This is a genomic window from Saccharopolyspora sp. NPDC002578 (assembly GCF_053592695.1).
Genome location: NZ_JBSFWJ010000061.1, coordinates 1 through 14,446, shown reverse-complemented (window position 1 = coordinate 14,446; position 14,446 = coordinate 1). Strand labels below are relative to the sequence as shown.

General features: G+C 70.9%; 13 protein-coding genes. 9 read left to right on the top strand and 4 right to left on the bottom strand.

Annotation, left to right across the window (positions count from 1 at the left end; genetic code table 11):
- Window positions 1-166 precede the first annotated feature (166 nt).
- Entirely contained in the window at window positions 167-1,360 is a 1,194-nt protein-coding gene (locus tag ACWD38_RS23510; RefSeq protein WP_184478034.1) for a CaiB/BaiF CoA transferase family protein, read from the top strand.
- Entirely contained in the window at window positions 1,357-2,538 is a 1,182-nt protein-coding gene (locus tag ACWD38_RS23505) for an acyl-CoA dehydrogenase family protein (RefSeq protein WP_184478035.1), read from the top strand. Before ACWD38_RS23510 ends, ACWD38_RS23505 begins: the two co-directional genes overlap by 4 nt.
- Before the next feature lie 93 nt (window positions 2,539-2,631).
- Here the strand turns inward: ACWD38_RS23505 and ACWD38_RS23500 are convergent, their stop codons facing one another.
- Complete coding sequence (locus ACWD38_RS23500) at window positions 2,632-3,597, bottom strand: GlxA family transcriptional regulator (protein WP_450124909.1); 966 nt, start codon at window positions 3,595-3,597, stop codon at window positions 2,632-2,634.
- 170 nt (window positions 3,598-3,767) lie between these two features.
- Between ACWD38_RS23500 and ACWD38_RS23495 the strand changes: the two genes are divergently transcribed.
- A complete protein-coding gene (locus ACWD38_RS23495; RefSeq protein ID WP_221315733.1) occupies window positions 3,768-4,193 on the top strand; it encodes a Rid family hydrolase in 426 nt (141 codons plus the stop codon).
- Window positions 4,194-4,257: 64 nt separating this feature from the next.
- On the opposite strand, the gene ACWD38_RS23490 is transcribed toward ACWD38_RS23495, so the two are convergent.
- Complete coding sequence (locus tag ACWD38_RS23490) at window positions 4,258-5,016, bottom strand: SDR family NAD(P)-dependent oxidoreductase (RefSeq protein ID WP_184478037.1); 759 nt, start codon at window positions 5,014-5,016, stop codon at window positions 4,258-4,260.
- Between the two features lie 184 nt (window positions 5,017-5,200).
- Window positions 5,201-6,652, bottom strand: coding sequence for an amidase (locus ACWD38_RS23485; protein ID WP_343071277.1), 1,452 nt, complete (start codon window positions 6,650-6,652; stop codon window positions 5,201-5,203).
- Window positions 6,653-6,854: 202 nt separating this feature from the next.
- On the opposite strand from ACWD38_RS23485, the gene ACWD38_RS23480 reads away from it, so the two are divergent.
- Complete coding sequence (locus tag ACWD38_RS23480) at window positions 6,855-8,051, top strand: MFS transporter (RefSeq protein WP_184478038.1); 1,197 nt, start codon at window positions 6,855-6,857, stop codon at window positions 8,049-8,051.
- Here the strand turns inward: ACWD38_RS23480 and ACWD38_RS23475 are convergent.
- The gene (locus ACWD38_RS23475; RefSeq protein ID WP_343071278.1) at window positions 8,048-8,890 is read right to left on the bottom strand and encodes an SAM-dependent methyltransferase; all 843 of its coding nucleotides are present in this window, start codon (window positions 8,888-8,890) and stop codon (window positions 8,048-8,050) included. The two genes, ACWD38_RS23480 and ACWD38_RS23475, sit on opposite strands and share 4 nt — an antisense overlap.
- 230 nt (window positions 8,891-9,120) lie before the next feature.
- Between ACWD38_RS23475 and ACWD38_RS23470 the strand changes: the two genes are divergently transcribed.
- The 5 genes from ACWD38_RS23470 (at window position 9,121) to ACWD38_RS23450 (ending at window position 14,061) form a co-directional block, all read left to right on the top strand.
- Window positions 9,121-10,203 carry an S-(hydroxymethyl)mycothiol dehydrogenase gene (locus tag ACWD38_RS23470; RefSeq protein ID WP_450124908.1) on the top strand — a complete coding sequence of 361 codons (1,083 nt, stop codon included), beginning with the start codon at window positions 9,121-9,123 and terminating at the stop codon, window positions 10,201-10,203.
- A complete protein-coding gene (locus ACWD38_RS23465) occupies window positions 10,203-10,832 on the top strand; it encodes an MBL fold metallo-hydrolase (RefSeq protein ID WP_184478041.1) in 630 nt (209 codons plus the stop codon). Before ACWD38_RS23470 ends, ACWD38_RS23465 begins: the two co-directional genes overlap by 1 nt.
- Window positions 10,833-10,865: 33 nt before the next feature.
- Window positions 10,866-12,095: a sensor histidine kinase gene (locus ACWD38_RS23460; protein ID WP_343071280.1), complete on the top strand. Its 1,230-nt coding sequence runs from the start codon at window positions 10,866-10,868 to the stop codon at window positions 12,093-12,095.
- 57 nt (window positions 12,096-12,152) lie between these two features.
- Entirely contained in the window at window positions 12,153-12,845 is a 693-nt protein-coding gene (locus ACWD38_RS23455) for a response regulator transcription factor (RefSeq protein WP_343071281.1), read from the top strand.
- 166 nt (window positions 12,846-13,011) lie between these two features.
- The gene (locus ACWD38_RS23450; RefSeq protein ID WP_184478042.1) at window positions 13,012-14,061 is read left to right on the top strand and encodes a Gfo/Idh/MocA family oxidoreductase; all 1,050 of its coding nucleotides are present in this window, start codon (window positions 13,012-13,014) and stop codon (window positions 14,059-14,061) included.
- Window positions 14,062-14,446: the final 385 nt, after the last annotated feature.

Here is a 14,446-nt window from a genome sequence, read left to right as displayed (position 1 = left end):
TCGTCGCTGCTGGTCCGGAGTCGCGGTCACCGGCCTCGCGATCACTCCTTCGATAAGCGCGAACCTTGTTGACCTGACGCCCGATCACTGTATATTGGATCCAATTCCGAAATCGCGCAACACCGGTGCGCGCGAGCACCGGAAACGGGAACCGGGAAGGTGAGCGATGGGGCGCGCGCTGCCGATGGACGGTGTCGTCGTGGCGGACTTCAGCAGGGTGCTGGCCGGTCCGTACGCGACGATGGCGCTCGCCGACCTCGGCGCCACCGTGATCAAGGTCGAACGGCCCGGTGCAGGTGACGACACCCGCGGCTGGGGACCGCCGTGGACCGACCGCAGCTCCGCGTACTTCGAATCCGTCAACCGCAGCAAGCGCAGCGTGGTGCTCGACTTCGACGACGAGCAGGACCGGGCCGCAGCGCGGGAACTCGCCCGCCGCGCCGACGTGCTGGTCGAGAACTTCCGCCCCGGCGTGCTCGACCGCTGTGGGCTGGACCCGGAGTCCGCGCTGGAGCTCAACCCCCGGCTGATCTACGCCTCCGTCTCGGGCTTCGGCAGCGGACCCGGCGCGGACCTGCCGGGCTACGACTTCGTCGTGCAGGCCGTCGGCGGGCTGATGAGCATCACCGGCGCACCGGACGGGCCGCCGACGAAGGTCGGGGTGGCCGTCGTCGACGTGCTCACCGGCAAGGACTTGAGCCTCGGCATCCTCGCCGCGCTGCGGCAGCGCGACGCCACGGGCCAGGGCCAGCGCGTCGAGGTGAACCTGCTCTCCAGCCTGCTCGGGTCCCTGGTGAACCAGATGAGCGGCCTGCTCACCACCGGCATCGCCCCCGAGCGGATGGGCAACCGGCACCCGAGCATCGCCCCGTACGAAACGCTGCGCTGCGAGGACGGGCTGCTGGCCGTCGCAGTCGGCAACGACGAGCAGTTCCGCCGGTTCACCGAGGCGCTCGGCCTGCTCGGCCTGGCCGACGATCCCCGGTTCGCCGCGAACTCCGAACGGGTCGCGAACCGGGCCGCGCTGGTCGAAGCGCTGGAGAACGTGCTCGGCGCGCGCCGAGCCGCCGACTGGCAGGCCCGGCTGCACCGCGCGGGCATCGCCTGCGGCCAGGTCAACGACCTGGCCCGCGCCGTGCACTACGCCGAATCGCTGGGCCTGAACCCGGTGGTCGACCCCGGTGACGGGGGCGTGGCGCAGGCCCGGATGCCGATCGAGTTCTCCGGTATCGACGTGGCCGAACCGCTCGCGCCGCCGCGGCTGGGCGAGCACACCGACGAGGTACGCGCCTGGCTGGCCGGTGATCCGTCTCCGCTGGCGCCGCTGTCCGACGATCCGTCCCGAGGAGGTCACCGATGAGCGCCCGACCCGACTTCGATCCCCGCGACCCGCTGGGCATCGACGCCGAGCTCACCACCGAACAACTCGCGCTGCGCGACAGCGTGCGCGCCCTGTGCCGGGACCTGGTGCGGCCGAACGTGGCCGACTGGTTCGAGCGCGGCGAGCTGCCGCAGGCCAGGGAACTCGCCCGCGAACTGGGGAAGCTCGGCGTGCTCGGCATGCACCTGGAGGGCTACGGCTGCGCGGGCGCCTCCGCCGTCGACTACGGCGTCGCGTGCGAGGAGCTGGAAGCCACCGACTCCGGGCTGCGGTCGCTGGTCTCGGTGCAGGGATCGCTCGCCATGTACGGGATCTGGCGCTGGGGGTCGGAGGAGCACAAGCAGCAGTGGCTGCCGAAGATGGCCGCGGGCGAGGCCATCGGCTGCTTCGGCCTCACCGAACCCGACCACGGCTCCGACCCGGCGTCGATGACCACCCGCGCCCGCCGCGACGGCTCGGACTGGGTGCTCGACGGCCGGAAGATGTGGATCACCAACGGCAGCATCGCCGACGTCGCCGTGGTGTGGGCGCAGAGCGAGGACGGGGTGCGCGGTTTCGTCGTGCCGACCGACACGCCGGGCTTCTCCGCGCCGGAGCTCAAGAAGAAGCTGTCGCTGCGCGCTTCGGTGACCAGCGAACTGGTGCTGGACGGCGTCCGGCTGCCGGAGTCGGCGGCGCTGCCCGAGGCGGTGGGCCTGCGCGGGCCGTTGAGCTGCTTGAACGAGGCGCGCTTCGGCATCGTGTGGGGCGCCACCGGCGCCGCCCGCGACTGCCTGGAGACGGTGCTGGACTACGCGGGCACCCGCGAGCAGTTCGGCAAGCCCCTCGCCGGATTCCAGCTCACCCAGCAGAAGCTCGCCGACATGGCGGTCCGGGTGCACAACGCGCGACTGCTCGCGCTGCACCTCGGCAAGCGCAAGGACGCCGGAACCCTGCTGCCGCAGCAGGTCAGCTTCGGCAAGCTGGACAACGTGCGCGGCGCACTCGACGTGGCCCGCACCGCCCGCACCATCCTCGGCGCCAACGGGATCTCCCTGGAATACCCGGTGATCCGGCACATGACCAACCTGGAATCAGTGCTCACCTACGAAGGCACCAGCGAAATGCACGCCCTCACCATCGGCCAGGCCCTGACCGGTACCTCCGCCTTCCGCTGACGGAGTGCGCCGCCGTCTCGGCTCCGTGCGGGCGGGGGCGATCCCCGCACGGAGCCGGGTAGCCGCACGCCACGTTCGTGGCGATGCGCGCTGCTAGCGGGAAGTCAACGTCCCGGCGTCCGGTAGCGGGTCGCCGGGACGCGCGTGCTGCTTGTGATAGGCCGTGGGCGTCGTGCCGACCTCCCTGCGGAACAGGGCGCGGAGGTTCGGCGCGGTGCCGAATCCGGTTTGCTCCGCGATGCGTTCCACGGACCAGTCTGAGGTTTCCAGGAGCCTGCGGGCGCTGAGGATTCGCTGTCGAGCAACCCAGCGCATCGGCGGCATCCCCACCTCCCGTTCGAAACGCCGGATGAAGGTCCGCCGGGCAAACCCGCTGCGATCCGCCATCCGCTGCACCGTGATCGGGTCCCGGATGTTCTCCAGCACCCACTCGCGGGTCGCGCGCAGCCCCGCCCGGTCAGGGGCGTTCGGATCCACGTACTGCGGTTCGGTGGAACCGCGGGCGGAGGAGAAGACGAGTTCCTTCGCGACCACATCGGCCGCCGTGGCACCGAAATCGGCCCGGACCACGTGTAGGCAAGCGTCGATCAACGCACCAGCACCCGCCGAGGTCACCACCGTCCCGGTTTCCACGAACACCCGGTTCTCGACCACGTCGACCAGCGGATGCCGCCGGCGCAGCAGGTCGGTGTGCTGCCAGTGCGTGGTCGCGGGCCTGCCGTCCAAGATCCCGCCGGCCGCCAGCGCGAACGTCCCCGTGCAGGCCGACACGATCCGGGTGCCCCGCTCGGCGACCCCGTGGATCGCCGCCACGTGCTCGTCCGGAACGGGCAGCTCCGGATGCTCGTAGCTCGGCACCACCAGCAGGTCGGCGCGTCGCAGCTCGGCGAGGGAGTGCGTCGGGCGGATTCCCCCGGTCGCCTCCGAGCCCGTCCCGCACACGAGCAGTTCGTAACCGGGATGCGTGCCCAGCACGTGCGCGGGAATGCTGAAATCCAGCGTGATCAGCCGCGGCAGCACGAGAATCGCCGCGACCTTCCTGCCGTCCGCTGCAACCAAGGCCGCTCCTCCGGTCCACCTCGAACCAGATTACGGGGCAGCGGACCGTCCTCGGCTTGGCACGATGCTGTCCAGAACTGGCACGCGAACGACTGGCAACCCGTTGACCAGCGTCGATACCGTTCGTCTCGGCGTCACCGAGGCGCCTCGACGATCGGAGCGTGATGAGCATGGGGTTTCGGACCGAACGCCACGGGGTCTCGTGGGAAGACGTCTTCGGCTACGTGCAGGCCGTCCAGCGTGGGGACACCATCTACATCTCCGGCCAGCTGTCGCACGACGGCGACCGGCTCGTCGCTCCGGCACCGGTCGCCGACGACGGCTCGGTCACCGACTTCGGCAACATGGGCGAGCAACTCCGGCGCAGCTACGCCAATGCCGCCGAACTGCTGGGGCGCTTCGGCGCCTCGCTGGACCACGTCGTCGAAGAGGTCATCTACGCGCTCGACTGCGACGCGCTGTTCGCGGTGGCCGGACCGGTGCGCAAGGAGGCATACGGACGGCCGGACCCGCAGGTCGCGAGCACGATGCTCGCCACGCCGCGGCTCGCGTTCCCGGAGCAGCTGGTCGAAGTGAAGTTCACCGCCCGCGTGTGAGCGTCGGGAACCCGGCCGGTCGTGATCGTCGACCAGGACCGGCCGGGAAGCCGGCGCGAGCACCTCACCAGATGGTGAAGCCGCCGTCGGCGACGACGTTGCTGCCGGTGACGAAGCTGCTGGCTTCAGAAGCGAGGAACACCGCGACGGGGCCCAGTTCCTGCGGCGTGCCAGCCCGGCCCATCGGGGTCTGCTCCATCCAGCCGTCGAACAGCTCCGGGTCCTTGTCCCGCACGCCCTGCAGCAGGTCGGTGGCGGTGTAGCCCGGCGAGATCGAGTTGACCCGCACGCCGCGACGGCCCCATTCGCCGGCCAGCGACTTGGTCAGCATGATGACGGCGGCCTTGGAGGAGTTGTACGAGGCCTGCGGCTGCGGGTGGTTCGAGATCATGCCCGACATCGACGCGATGTTGATGATCGAACCGAAGCCCTGCGCGAGCATCTGCTTGCCCGCTTCGCGGGAGCAGTAGAACACCCCGTCCAGGTTCAGCCCGATGACCTTGCGCCAGGATTCGTCGCTCATCTCCTCCGCGGGCTCGTTGCGGACCATGCCCGCGTTGTGCACGGAGATGTCGAGGCGGCCGTGATCGGCCACGATCCGCGCGATCCCGGCGGCGACCTCGGCGGAGTTCGTCACGTCGAGCGGGAGGAACTCACCCTCGACCTGCTCGGCGGCGGCCTTGCCGGTCTCCGGGTTGATCTCCCCGATCACCACGTGGGCCCCGGCCGACCGCAGCGACTTCGCGATCTCCAGACCGATGCCCTGCCCGGCGCCGGTCACCAGCGCCACCTTGTCCTGCAGGGAAAAAACCTCGGTACCCAATTGTCACCTTCCCGAAATGCCGACCTATCGGGGTGCAGCCTTGCACATCTTCGCCGCAGTTCGAAAAACCCGTCGCCTCCACGCGTTTTGTTCTCAGAAATGCGCTGACTTCGTGAGAAATCGAGGGCGGTGCGCGTCCCCGCGCCGGCCTTCGCGCTGATCGGGAGGCCACCGACGCGCCCGTTCAGGTCAGCGGCGGCGGGAGGACCGTGTGCACCCAATCGCTGGCCTGCTCGTAGGCGTGGCCGAGTTGCAGCAGCGACCATTCGCCGTGCCCCGGCCCGATGAGCTGGACGCCGGTGGGCAACCCCGAATCGTGGAAACCGGCGGGCAGGTTCAGCACCGGATGCCCCGACAGCGTCCACGGCGCCGTCGTCTCCATCCAGCGGTGGTAGGTGTCCATCGGCCTGCCGTCGATCTCCGCGGGCCAGCGCAGCTCCGCGTCGAACGGGAACACCTGGGCGCTGGGCGCGAGCAGGAAGTCGTAGCGGTCGAACAGGTCCGAGACGCGGCCGCGCCACTCGTCGCGCCCCGCGCGGGCCGCCGCGATGTCGTGCACCGTCAGCTCCAGGTAGCCCTCGACCTCGAACCGCGCCTCCGGCTTCATCCTGTCCCGCGCGGTGGGGGAGCGGTACACCTCGTGCAACTTCTCGCCGACCATCCAGCGCCGCCACAACAGGAACGTCTCCCACGCCCGCTCCACCGGCAGCCGCGGTACCGGTTCGACGACGCAGCCCAGCGACTCGAACAGCCCGGCAGCGTCCCGGCACAGGTCGAGCACGCCCGGCTCGGTCGCCAGGTAGCCGTCGAAGTCGCCGATCCAGCCGATCCGCAGCCCGGACACGTCGCGCTGCGGCGCCCCGGTGAACAGCTCCGGGTCCTGCGGCATGCTCAGCGGCGACCGCTCGTCCGGTCCGGCCATCGTGGACAGCAGCATCGCCAGGTCCCGGACGGTGCGCGCCATCGGGCCCGGCACCGACGGGTCGCTGAGGAAACCGGGCGCGGGGATCCGGCCGAAACCGGGGCGCAACGACAGCACGTTGCAGAACGCGGCGGGATTGCGCAGCGAGCCCATGAAGTCGCTGCCGTCGGCGACCGGCAGCATCCGCATCGCCAGCGCCGCCGCGGCCCCGCCGCTGCTGCCGCCCGCGGTGCGGGTCTGGTCGTAAGGGTTCGTCGTGGTGCCGAACAGCGAGTTGAAGGTGTGCGAGCCGAGCCCGAACTCCGGCACGTTCGTCTTGCCCACGACGATCGCGCCCGCTTCCTTCATGCGGCGCACGAACAACGCGTCCTCGGTGGCGTCACCGGAGCGCTGGAACCCTTGCGTGGTGGGAAAACCGGCCGCGTCGCTGAGGTCCTTGACCGCGATCGGGAAGCCGTGCATCCACCCGGCGTGCTCGCCGCGGTCCAGCTCGTCGTCGCGGGCGCGGGCCTGCGCTAGCACGTCCTGCTCGTCGGCGCGGGACACGAGGGCGTTGACCAGCGGGTTGAACCGGTCGATCTGGGTCAGGAACGCTTCGGCGACCTGCACGCAGGACAGCTCCCGCTGCCTGATCGACCAGGACAGCTCGACCGCGTCCAGCCGCACCGGCTCGGGCACGCTCGCCGACGGGATCCCGCTCAACTCGGTCCCCACCCGGCCTCCCACCCGAACCGCCCGTTGTGACCGGATTCGGTCACCCGTTGACCGTGTCGTGCGCACGGGTACTCCGTCAAGGCCGAGTGCGAGCGCATTCGAGTGCTCGCTCCGGAGGCATGCGTCACGTTAGCGTTGCTAAACGCTTCGCCGGTTCACACGCTGGTGACGAGCCTGCCCGGCTCCGAACAGAGGAGGACCGATGCCCGCAGCGGTGGTCAACGGCAGTCACCCGCGCGCACTGCCGGTCGGACCCGTTCGGGTGCTGTCCTCGGTCGCGGCGGTCGTCACCGTCGGCGTGTTCCCCGTGTTCCTCGTTGGTGGTCTCGGCGTGCAGCTGCAACGCGAACTCGGTTTCGGCGCGGCGCTGCTCGGCGGAGCCGCCGCCGGGTTCTTCGCCGTCGCGGCGATCGCCTCCCGCTTCATGGGCTGGGTCGTGGAACGCATCGGTTCGCGCCTGGGCATGCGCATCGGCGCCGCTGGCAGCGCACTGTGCCTGCTGGGCATCGCCTCCGTGCAGAACTCGGGCTGGTTGCTGGCGTTGCTGTGCCTGTCGGGGCTGCCGAACTCGTTGGCGCAGCCCGCCGCGAACCTGCTGATCACTCAGGGCGTGCCCGCGAACCGGCGCGGCATGGGCTTCGGCGTCAAGCAGTCCTCCATCCCGGCCGCGACGCTGCTGGCCGGGGTCGCGGTGCCCGCCATCGCGCTCACCATCGGCTGGCGCTGGGTGTTCGTGTTCGCCGGCGTGATCGGCCTGCTCGCCGCGCTCGCGGTGCCGTCGCTGCCCGCGGCGGAGCGGTCCACCAAGGCGTCCTCGACCGCGGCGAGCGCGGAGTCCCGGTTCGGTGCGCTGCTGCTGATCGCCATCGCGGGCGGTCTCGGTTCGGCCGCGGCCAACGCGCTGGGGGCCTTCGTCACCACCACCGCCGTCGACGTGGGGTTCAGCCCGTCGGCGGCCGGGCTGGTGCTCTCGCTGGGTTCGGCGGCCGGGCTCACCATCCGGCTGCTCGCCGGAGTGGTCGCCGACCGGTGGGACGTGAACCTGCTGCGGCTCATCACGATCATGCTGATCGTCGGCTCGCTCGGGTACGGGCTGATGGCGCTGGATTCCCCGGTGCTGTTCCTGATCGGCGTGTCCGTCGGCTTCGGCGCCGGCTGGGCGTGGCCGGGGCTGCTGAACTTCTCCGTCGCCAAGATCGCGCCGGACCGGGTGGCGAGCGCGACCTCGTTCACGCAGACGGGCATCTACTTCGGCGGTAGCGCGGGCCCGCTGCTGTTCGGGTTCCTCGGCGAGCACGCGGGCCTCACCTCGGCCTGGCTGGCCGCGGGCGTCGCCGCGATCGTCGCCGGGATCCTGCTGCTGTTCGTGCGGCCGACCGGGTCGGCGGGAACGCCCTAGCGGGGTTTGCGCGCGACGCCGCCGTGCATGATCCGGTAGCGCGGATGCCGGTGGGCCGGCTGGTCCGGCTCCGGGCGCCAGTCGCCGATGTAGCAGGCGCCGGGTGCCTGCGGCTCGAACCCGGCGAAGCACTCCGCGATCCACTCCGCCGGGCGGGCCACCATCGGGTCCGCCGTCTCCGAGTAGAACGCCGTGAGCAGGTTCATCGGCTCCGGTTCCTCGCTGCCGGTCAGGTGCGAGATCATCAGCGCGCTGCCGGGCGCGACCGCGTCCTGGTAGGTGCGCACCAGCCGGAGCGGATCGTCGGCGTCGTCGAGGAAGTGCAGCACCGCCGACATCACCAGCGCCACCGGCTGCTCGAAGTCGATCAGGTCCGCAGCCTCCGGTGACCGCAGGATCGCCTCCGGCTCCCGGATGTCGGCGTGGATGATCGCCGCGCGCGGCTCGTCGTCGAGCAGCGGCCTGCTGTGCGCCACGGTCAACGGCTCGTTGTCCACGTACAGCACGCTGAACCGCCGGGTGCGGCGGAGCGCGACCTCGTGCACGTGACCGATCGTGGGGATGCCGGAGCCGAGCTCCACGAACTGCCGCACGCCGCGCGCCAGCAGGTGCTCCACGGTGCGGCGCAGGAACGCGCGGTTCTCCCGGAAGACCCCGGCGACACCGGGCATGGCCGCCTGCAACCGCTCGGCGAACTCGCGCTCCACGCCGAAGTTGTGGCCACCGCCGAGGAACGCGTCGTAGATCCGCGCCGCGCAAGGCCGGTCGATGTCCATCTCCCTGGACAACAGGCGTTGCGCGTCGACCATGGTGTGCTCCTCGTTCTCCGTCGGCGACACCGTACAGTAGTCGCAGGTTCACACAACGTGTCGAAGCGGCCCTGTCGCGCGGCGCGTTCCCACAGACGGAACCGCAGTCGAGCGCCCGGGGGCTACGGCCGATCGGGGGGTATGGTCGGTGATCGTCCGGAGATGTCGATATGCGCATTTCCGGCCATGTTCGCGACAGCGCCCGCGACCGGCCCGTTCCGGCCGGACAAGCAGCGGAAAACACAGTTCTGGAGGTGTTCGTGACCGAGGTTCGCGCGGTCGTGGCGACCGGCAAGGGAGCGCCGGTCGAGGTCGTCGACATCCGCGTCCCCGATCCGGGACCGGGTGAGGCGGTGGTGCGGGTGCAGGCGTGCGGCGTCTGCCACACCGACCTGCACTACCGGGAAGGCGGCATCAACGACGACTACCCGTTCCTGCTCGGGCACGAAGCGGCCGGTGTCGTGGAGGCCGTCGGCGACGGTGTCCACGACGTCGAACCGGGCGACTTCGTGGTCCTCAACTGGCGCGCGGTGTGCGGCGTGTGCCGCGCCTGCAAGCGCGGACGTCCGCAGTACTGCTTCGACACGCACAACGCGTCGCAGCCGATGACGCTCACCGACGGGACTCCGCTGTCCCCCGCGCTGGGCATCGGCGCGTTCGCGGAGAAGACGCTGGTGCACGCGGGCCAGTGCACCAAGGTCGACCCGGCGGCGCGGGCGGCCGTGGTCGGCCTGCTGGGCTGCGGCGTGATGGCCGGCATCGGAGCGGCCGTCAACACCGGCGGCGCGGGTCCGGACGACACGGTCGCCGTCATCGGGTGCGGCGGCGTCGGCGACGGCGCGGTGGCCGGGGCGAACCTGGCCGGCGCGCGGCGGATCATCGCGGTGGACACCGACCCGGCGAAGCTGGAGTGGGCGAAGCAGTTCGGCGCGACCCACACCGTCAACGCCTCCGAGGCGGACACGGTGGCGGCGATCCGCGACCTCACCGGCGGGTTCGGCGCGGACATCGTGATCGACGCCGTCGGCGTCCCCGCGACCTACCAGCAGGCGTTCTACGCCCGCGACCTCGCGGGAACCGTGGTGCTCGTCGGGGTGCCCACCCCGGACATGAAGCTGGAACTGCCGCTGCAGGACGTGTTCTCGCGCGGGGGCTCGCTGAAGTCGTCCTGGTACGGGGATTGCCTGCCCAGCAGGGACTTCCCGATGCTCACCGAGCTCTACCAGCAGGGCAAGCTGCCGCTGGAGAAGTTCGTGACCGAGGAGATCTCGCTGGACCAGGTCGAGTCGGCGTTCGCCAAGATGCACGACGGCGAAGTGCTGCGTTCGGTGGTGGTCTTCTGATGGCCGCGCGGATCGACCACACCACGACGTCCGGCACGTTCTCGCTGGACGGCCAGACCTTCGACGTCGACAACAACGCGTGGGTCGTCGGCGACGACACCGAGTGCGTCGTCATCGACGTCCCGCACGACGTCGAGGCGATCAAGGAGCTGATCGCCGGGCGCACCGTGCTGGCGATCCTCGCCACGCACGCCCACGACGACCACGTGCGCAAGGCGCCGGAGCTGGCCGCGGAGGTCGGGGCGCCGATCTTCCTGCACCCGGAGGACCTGGAGCTGTGGCGGCTCACCCACCCGGACCGGGAACCGGAGCGCGGGCTCGCGGACCGGCAGGTGATCGGCGTCGCGGGCACCGGGCTGCAGGTGCTGCACACGCCGGGTCACGCGCCGGGTTCGGTGTGCCTGTACTCGGCGGACCTGGGCACCGTGTTCACCGGTGACACCTTGTTCGCCGGTGGGCCGGGTGCGACCGGGCGTTCCTACTCGGACTTCGGCGTGCTCGTCGAGTCCATCCGGGACCGGTTGCTGACGCTGCCCGAGGTCACCACCGTGCACCCCGGACACGGGGAGAGCACCACGATTGCCGAGGTTTTGCCCCAGTTCGACGATTGGGTCGCCCGCGGCTACTGATTATCGCGGGTTCGTGTGCGCATACTGCTGGGCGTGCCGAATGCCTTGGTGAAGCGAGCGTTCCTGCTCGACCTCGCGATGGTCGTGCTGTTCACCGTGATGCACGCGCTGATCCTGCATCTCGAATCACCAGGGCCGCCGGGTCGTCCCTGGTGGTCGATGATGCTGATCAGCGTGTCCGCGTTCACGCTGCTGATGGTGCGGCGCAAGTGGCCGTGGGTGTCGCTGCTGGGCTGCCTCGCCGCGGCCACGACGCTCACCCTGGTCGGGGTGCCGGAGAACCCGCTGAACTTCGCGATCCTGGTGGGCGTGTACTCGGTCTGCCAGCGGGGTGGGATCGTGGGTGCCGTGGTGGCCACCGTTCTCGCGATGCTCTGGCCGGTGCTGTACTCGTGGGGCGAACCGCCGCTGTCCGCGGTCGTGAGCACCGTGATGGCCTCCATCGACCTGTTCATGGTGGTCGGGCTCGCCTACGCGGTGCGGCTCGGCCGACGGCGGGCGGCTCAGCTGGAGCACACGGTGGAACTGCTCGACCAGGCGCGGGACCAGCTCGCCGCGGAGGCGGTCGCGGGGGAGCGGGCGCGGATCGCCCGCGAGTTCCACGACATCGTCTCGCACAACCTGTCCGTGGTGGCGTTGCGCGCGGGTGTCGCCCGCGCGCTCGTCGACCGCGACCCGGGCCACGCGGAGCAGACGTTGCGGGAGCTGGAGCACACGTCGCGGGCCGCGCTCGGCGAACTCCGCGGCCTGCTGGGCCGGTTGCGCGAGGACCCGGAGCCGGGGTCGGCCGTCGGCGCCGACGACGGACCCGGACGGCAGCCCGCGCCCGGTCTGCACCGAGTGGACCACCTGGTGGAATCGGTGCGCGGCACCGGTGTGGTGTGGCGGCTGGACCGGCGCGGTGAGGTGCGCGAACTGGGGCCCGGTGTGGAGATGGCCGCGTACCGCATCGTGCAGGAGGCGGTGACCAACGTGCTCAAGCACGCGGGCACCGGGTACGCGCGGGTGCTGCTGGACTACGGCAACGGCGGCCTGCGGCTGGAGGTCACCAACCACGCCACCGGCCCGGACAACTTCGCTCGTTCGCTGGCGGTGAAGGTGCCCGCGCTGTCACCGGCTCGCGGCGGCGGTTCCGGGCGGGGCCTGATCGGGCTGCGGGAACGGGTCGCGTTGCTGGGCGGCACGTTCACTGCGCACCCGGTTTCCAACGGATTCCACTTGGCGGCCGTGCTACCGTGCCCGGAACATTCGGACCTTGCCTGACCCGTAAATACGCCGGTTCCGACCGGCGAGCGGCGGCCCGAACGGAGGAGGTCCGTGGTGGAGTCCCCCGCGGAAACGACCGTGCTCGTCGCCGACGATCAAGCGATGATCCGCGCGGGCCTGGTGGCGCTGCTGTCCGCCGAACCCGATCTGCGAGTCCTCGCCGAAGCCGAGGACGGCGCCGCCGCGGTGGCGGCGGTGCGCAGGCGCCGCCCGGACGTGGTGCTGATGGACGTGCGGATGCCCGGGATGGACGGCATCACCGCGGCCCGCGAGATCCTGACCGCCACCGAGGGGGCGACCTCGGTCATCATGCTCACCGTGCACGACCTCGACGAGTACGTGTACGCGGCGCTGCGGGCCGGGGCGAGCGGATTCCTGCTCAAGGACGCCCCGCCGGAGGAACTGGTCCGCGCCGTGCACACGGTCGCCGCCGGGGAGGCGCTGCTCGCTCCGCGCGTGACGCGGCGGCTGCTCAACCGGTTCGCGTCGTTAGGGGTGCGGGACGCGTCGACGGAGCTCAGCGGGCTCACCAACCGCGAGCTGGATGTGCTGCTGGAGGTCGCGCGCGGCGGGTCCAACGCCGACATCGCGCGGAACCTGGGATTGGCCGAGCTGACGGTGAAATCGCACCTGTACCACGTGATGCAGAAGCTGCACCTGAGCTCGCGCACCCAGCTGGTGATCACCGCCTACGAGACCGGGCTGGTCTCGCCCGGCCAGGTCAACGGCCCCGAAGCCCCGGTCTGACCCTCGGCGACCAGCGGCCCCGATCAGCACGTCCACACCCGAGCGGTGGCCTTCGCGGGCACTGAGGGTGACGGGTGCTCGATGTGGTGGTCGTGGTGCTGGGGAGCGTGCGCGGTGGGTGGTGGGTTCGAGGGGCGCTCGGGGGCGTGCTTGATGTAATGGCGGCATGAGTGCTGCGCTGCGGGTCGGATTGGTCGGGTACGGGATCGCCGGGGCGGTGTTCCACGCGCCGCTGATCGCGTCGAACCCCGGACTGGAACTGTCCACAGTGGTCACCAGGAATCCGGAGCGGCGCGCGGAGATCGAGTCCCGCCACCCGGGCACCGCGGTGGTCGACGACGTGCCCGCGATGCTGGCGCGCGGCGACCTGGACCTGGTCGTGGTGGCCAGCCCGAACCGGCTGCACGTCGAGCACACCACCGAGGCGTTGCGCGCCGGGCTGCCGGTCGTGGTGGACAAGCCGTTCGCCCCCACCGCCGCGGCGGCGCGCGAACTCGTCGCCGAGGCGCGGCGCCGGGAGCTGCCGCTGACCGTGTTCCAGAACCGCCGCTGGGACAACGACTTCCGCACCCTCGCCGGGCTCATCGACGCCGGGGAGCTCGGCCGGGTGCACCGCTTCGAGTCCCGGTTCGAGCGCTGGGTGCCGCGGCCGAAGGCGGGCTGGCGCGAGTCGGGCGGCCCGGAGGAGGCGGGCGGCGTGCTCTACGACCTGGGCAGCCACCTGATCGACCAGGCGCTGGCGCTGTTCGGCCCGGTCGCGTCCGTCTACGCCGAAGTGGATGCCCGCAGGCCCGGTAGCGAGGTCGACGACGACTCGTTCGTCGCGCTCACCCACGTCGGCGGTGTGCGGTCGCACCTGTGGGTCGGCAAGTTCACCGCGCAGCACGGCCCCCGGCTGCGAGTGCTGGGCGACCGCGCCGGTTACACGAAGTTCGGCCTGGACCCGCAGGAAGCGGCGTTGCGGGCCGGTGAACTCCCCGGCGCGGACTGGGGCGTCGAACCCGAGCACCTGCACGGCGAGCTCGGCACCGTCGAGGGCTCCGCGCCGGTGCGCACCGAGCCGGGCGCCTACCCGGAGTTCTACGACCTCCTGGTCACGGCCCTCCGCGACGGCGCCCCGCTGCCCGTCGACCCGTCCGACGCCATCGCAGGCCTGGAGATCATCGAAGCGGCCCGCCACTCCGCCACCAAGGCAGAAGTCGTCCACCTCACCTGACACCACCGCCCCGGCCGCCCCAAGTCCGAGCGAAGCAAGGCGCCCCCGCAGCAGAACTCGACGCCCCACCCCGCACAACGAGCCACAGGCCAAGACAAAGCCACACCTCCCGCAGCACTCCCCAACAACCCCGAAGCCGCCAGGCGAGAGACGAAGCATGCCTGCTTAGCGGCCAAACGCCGTGCCTAACGGCGAAGCCGTGCAGTGGGCGGCGAAGCAAGCCTGCCTTGCGGCCGTAGGCCGTGCCTGTATGTGCGAAGCACATAGCCCACGTAAGCAAGGTGACCACCCGCGGGTTCTCAGTCGGTCTCTCGTGAGGACGGCTTTTTCCCTCGTGGCGGAGCCACTTGGGAAAAAGATCCCGCAGCGAGAGACCGACTGAGCC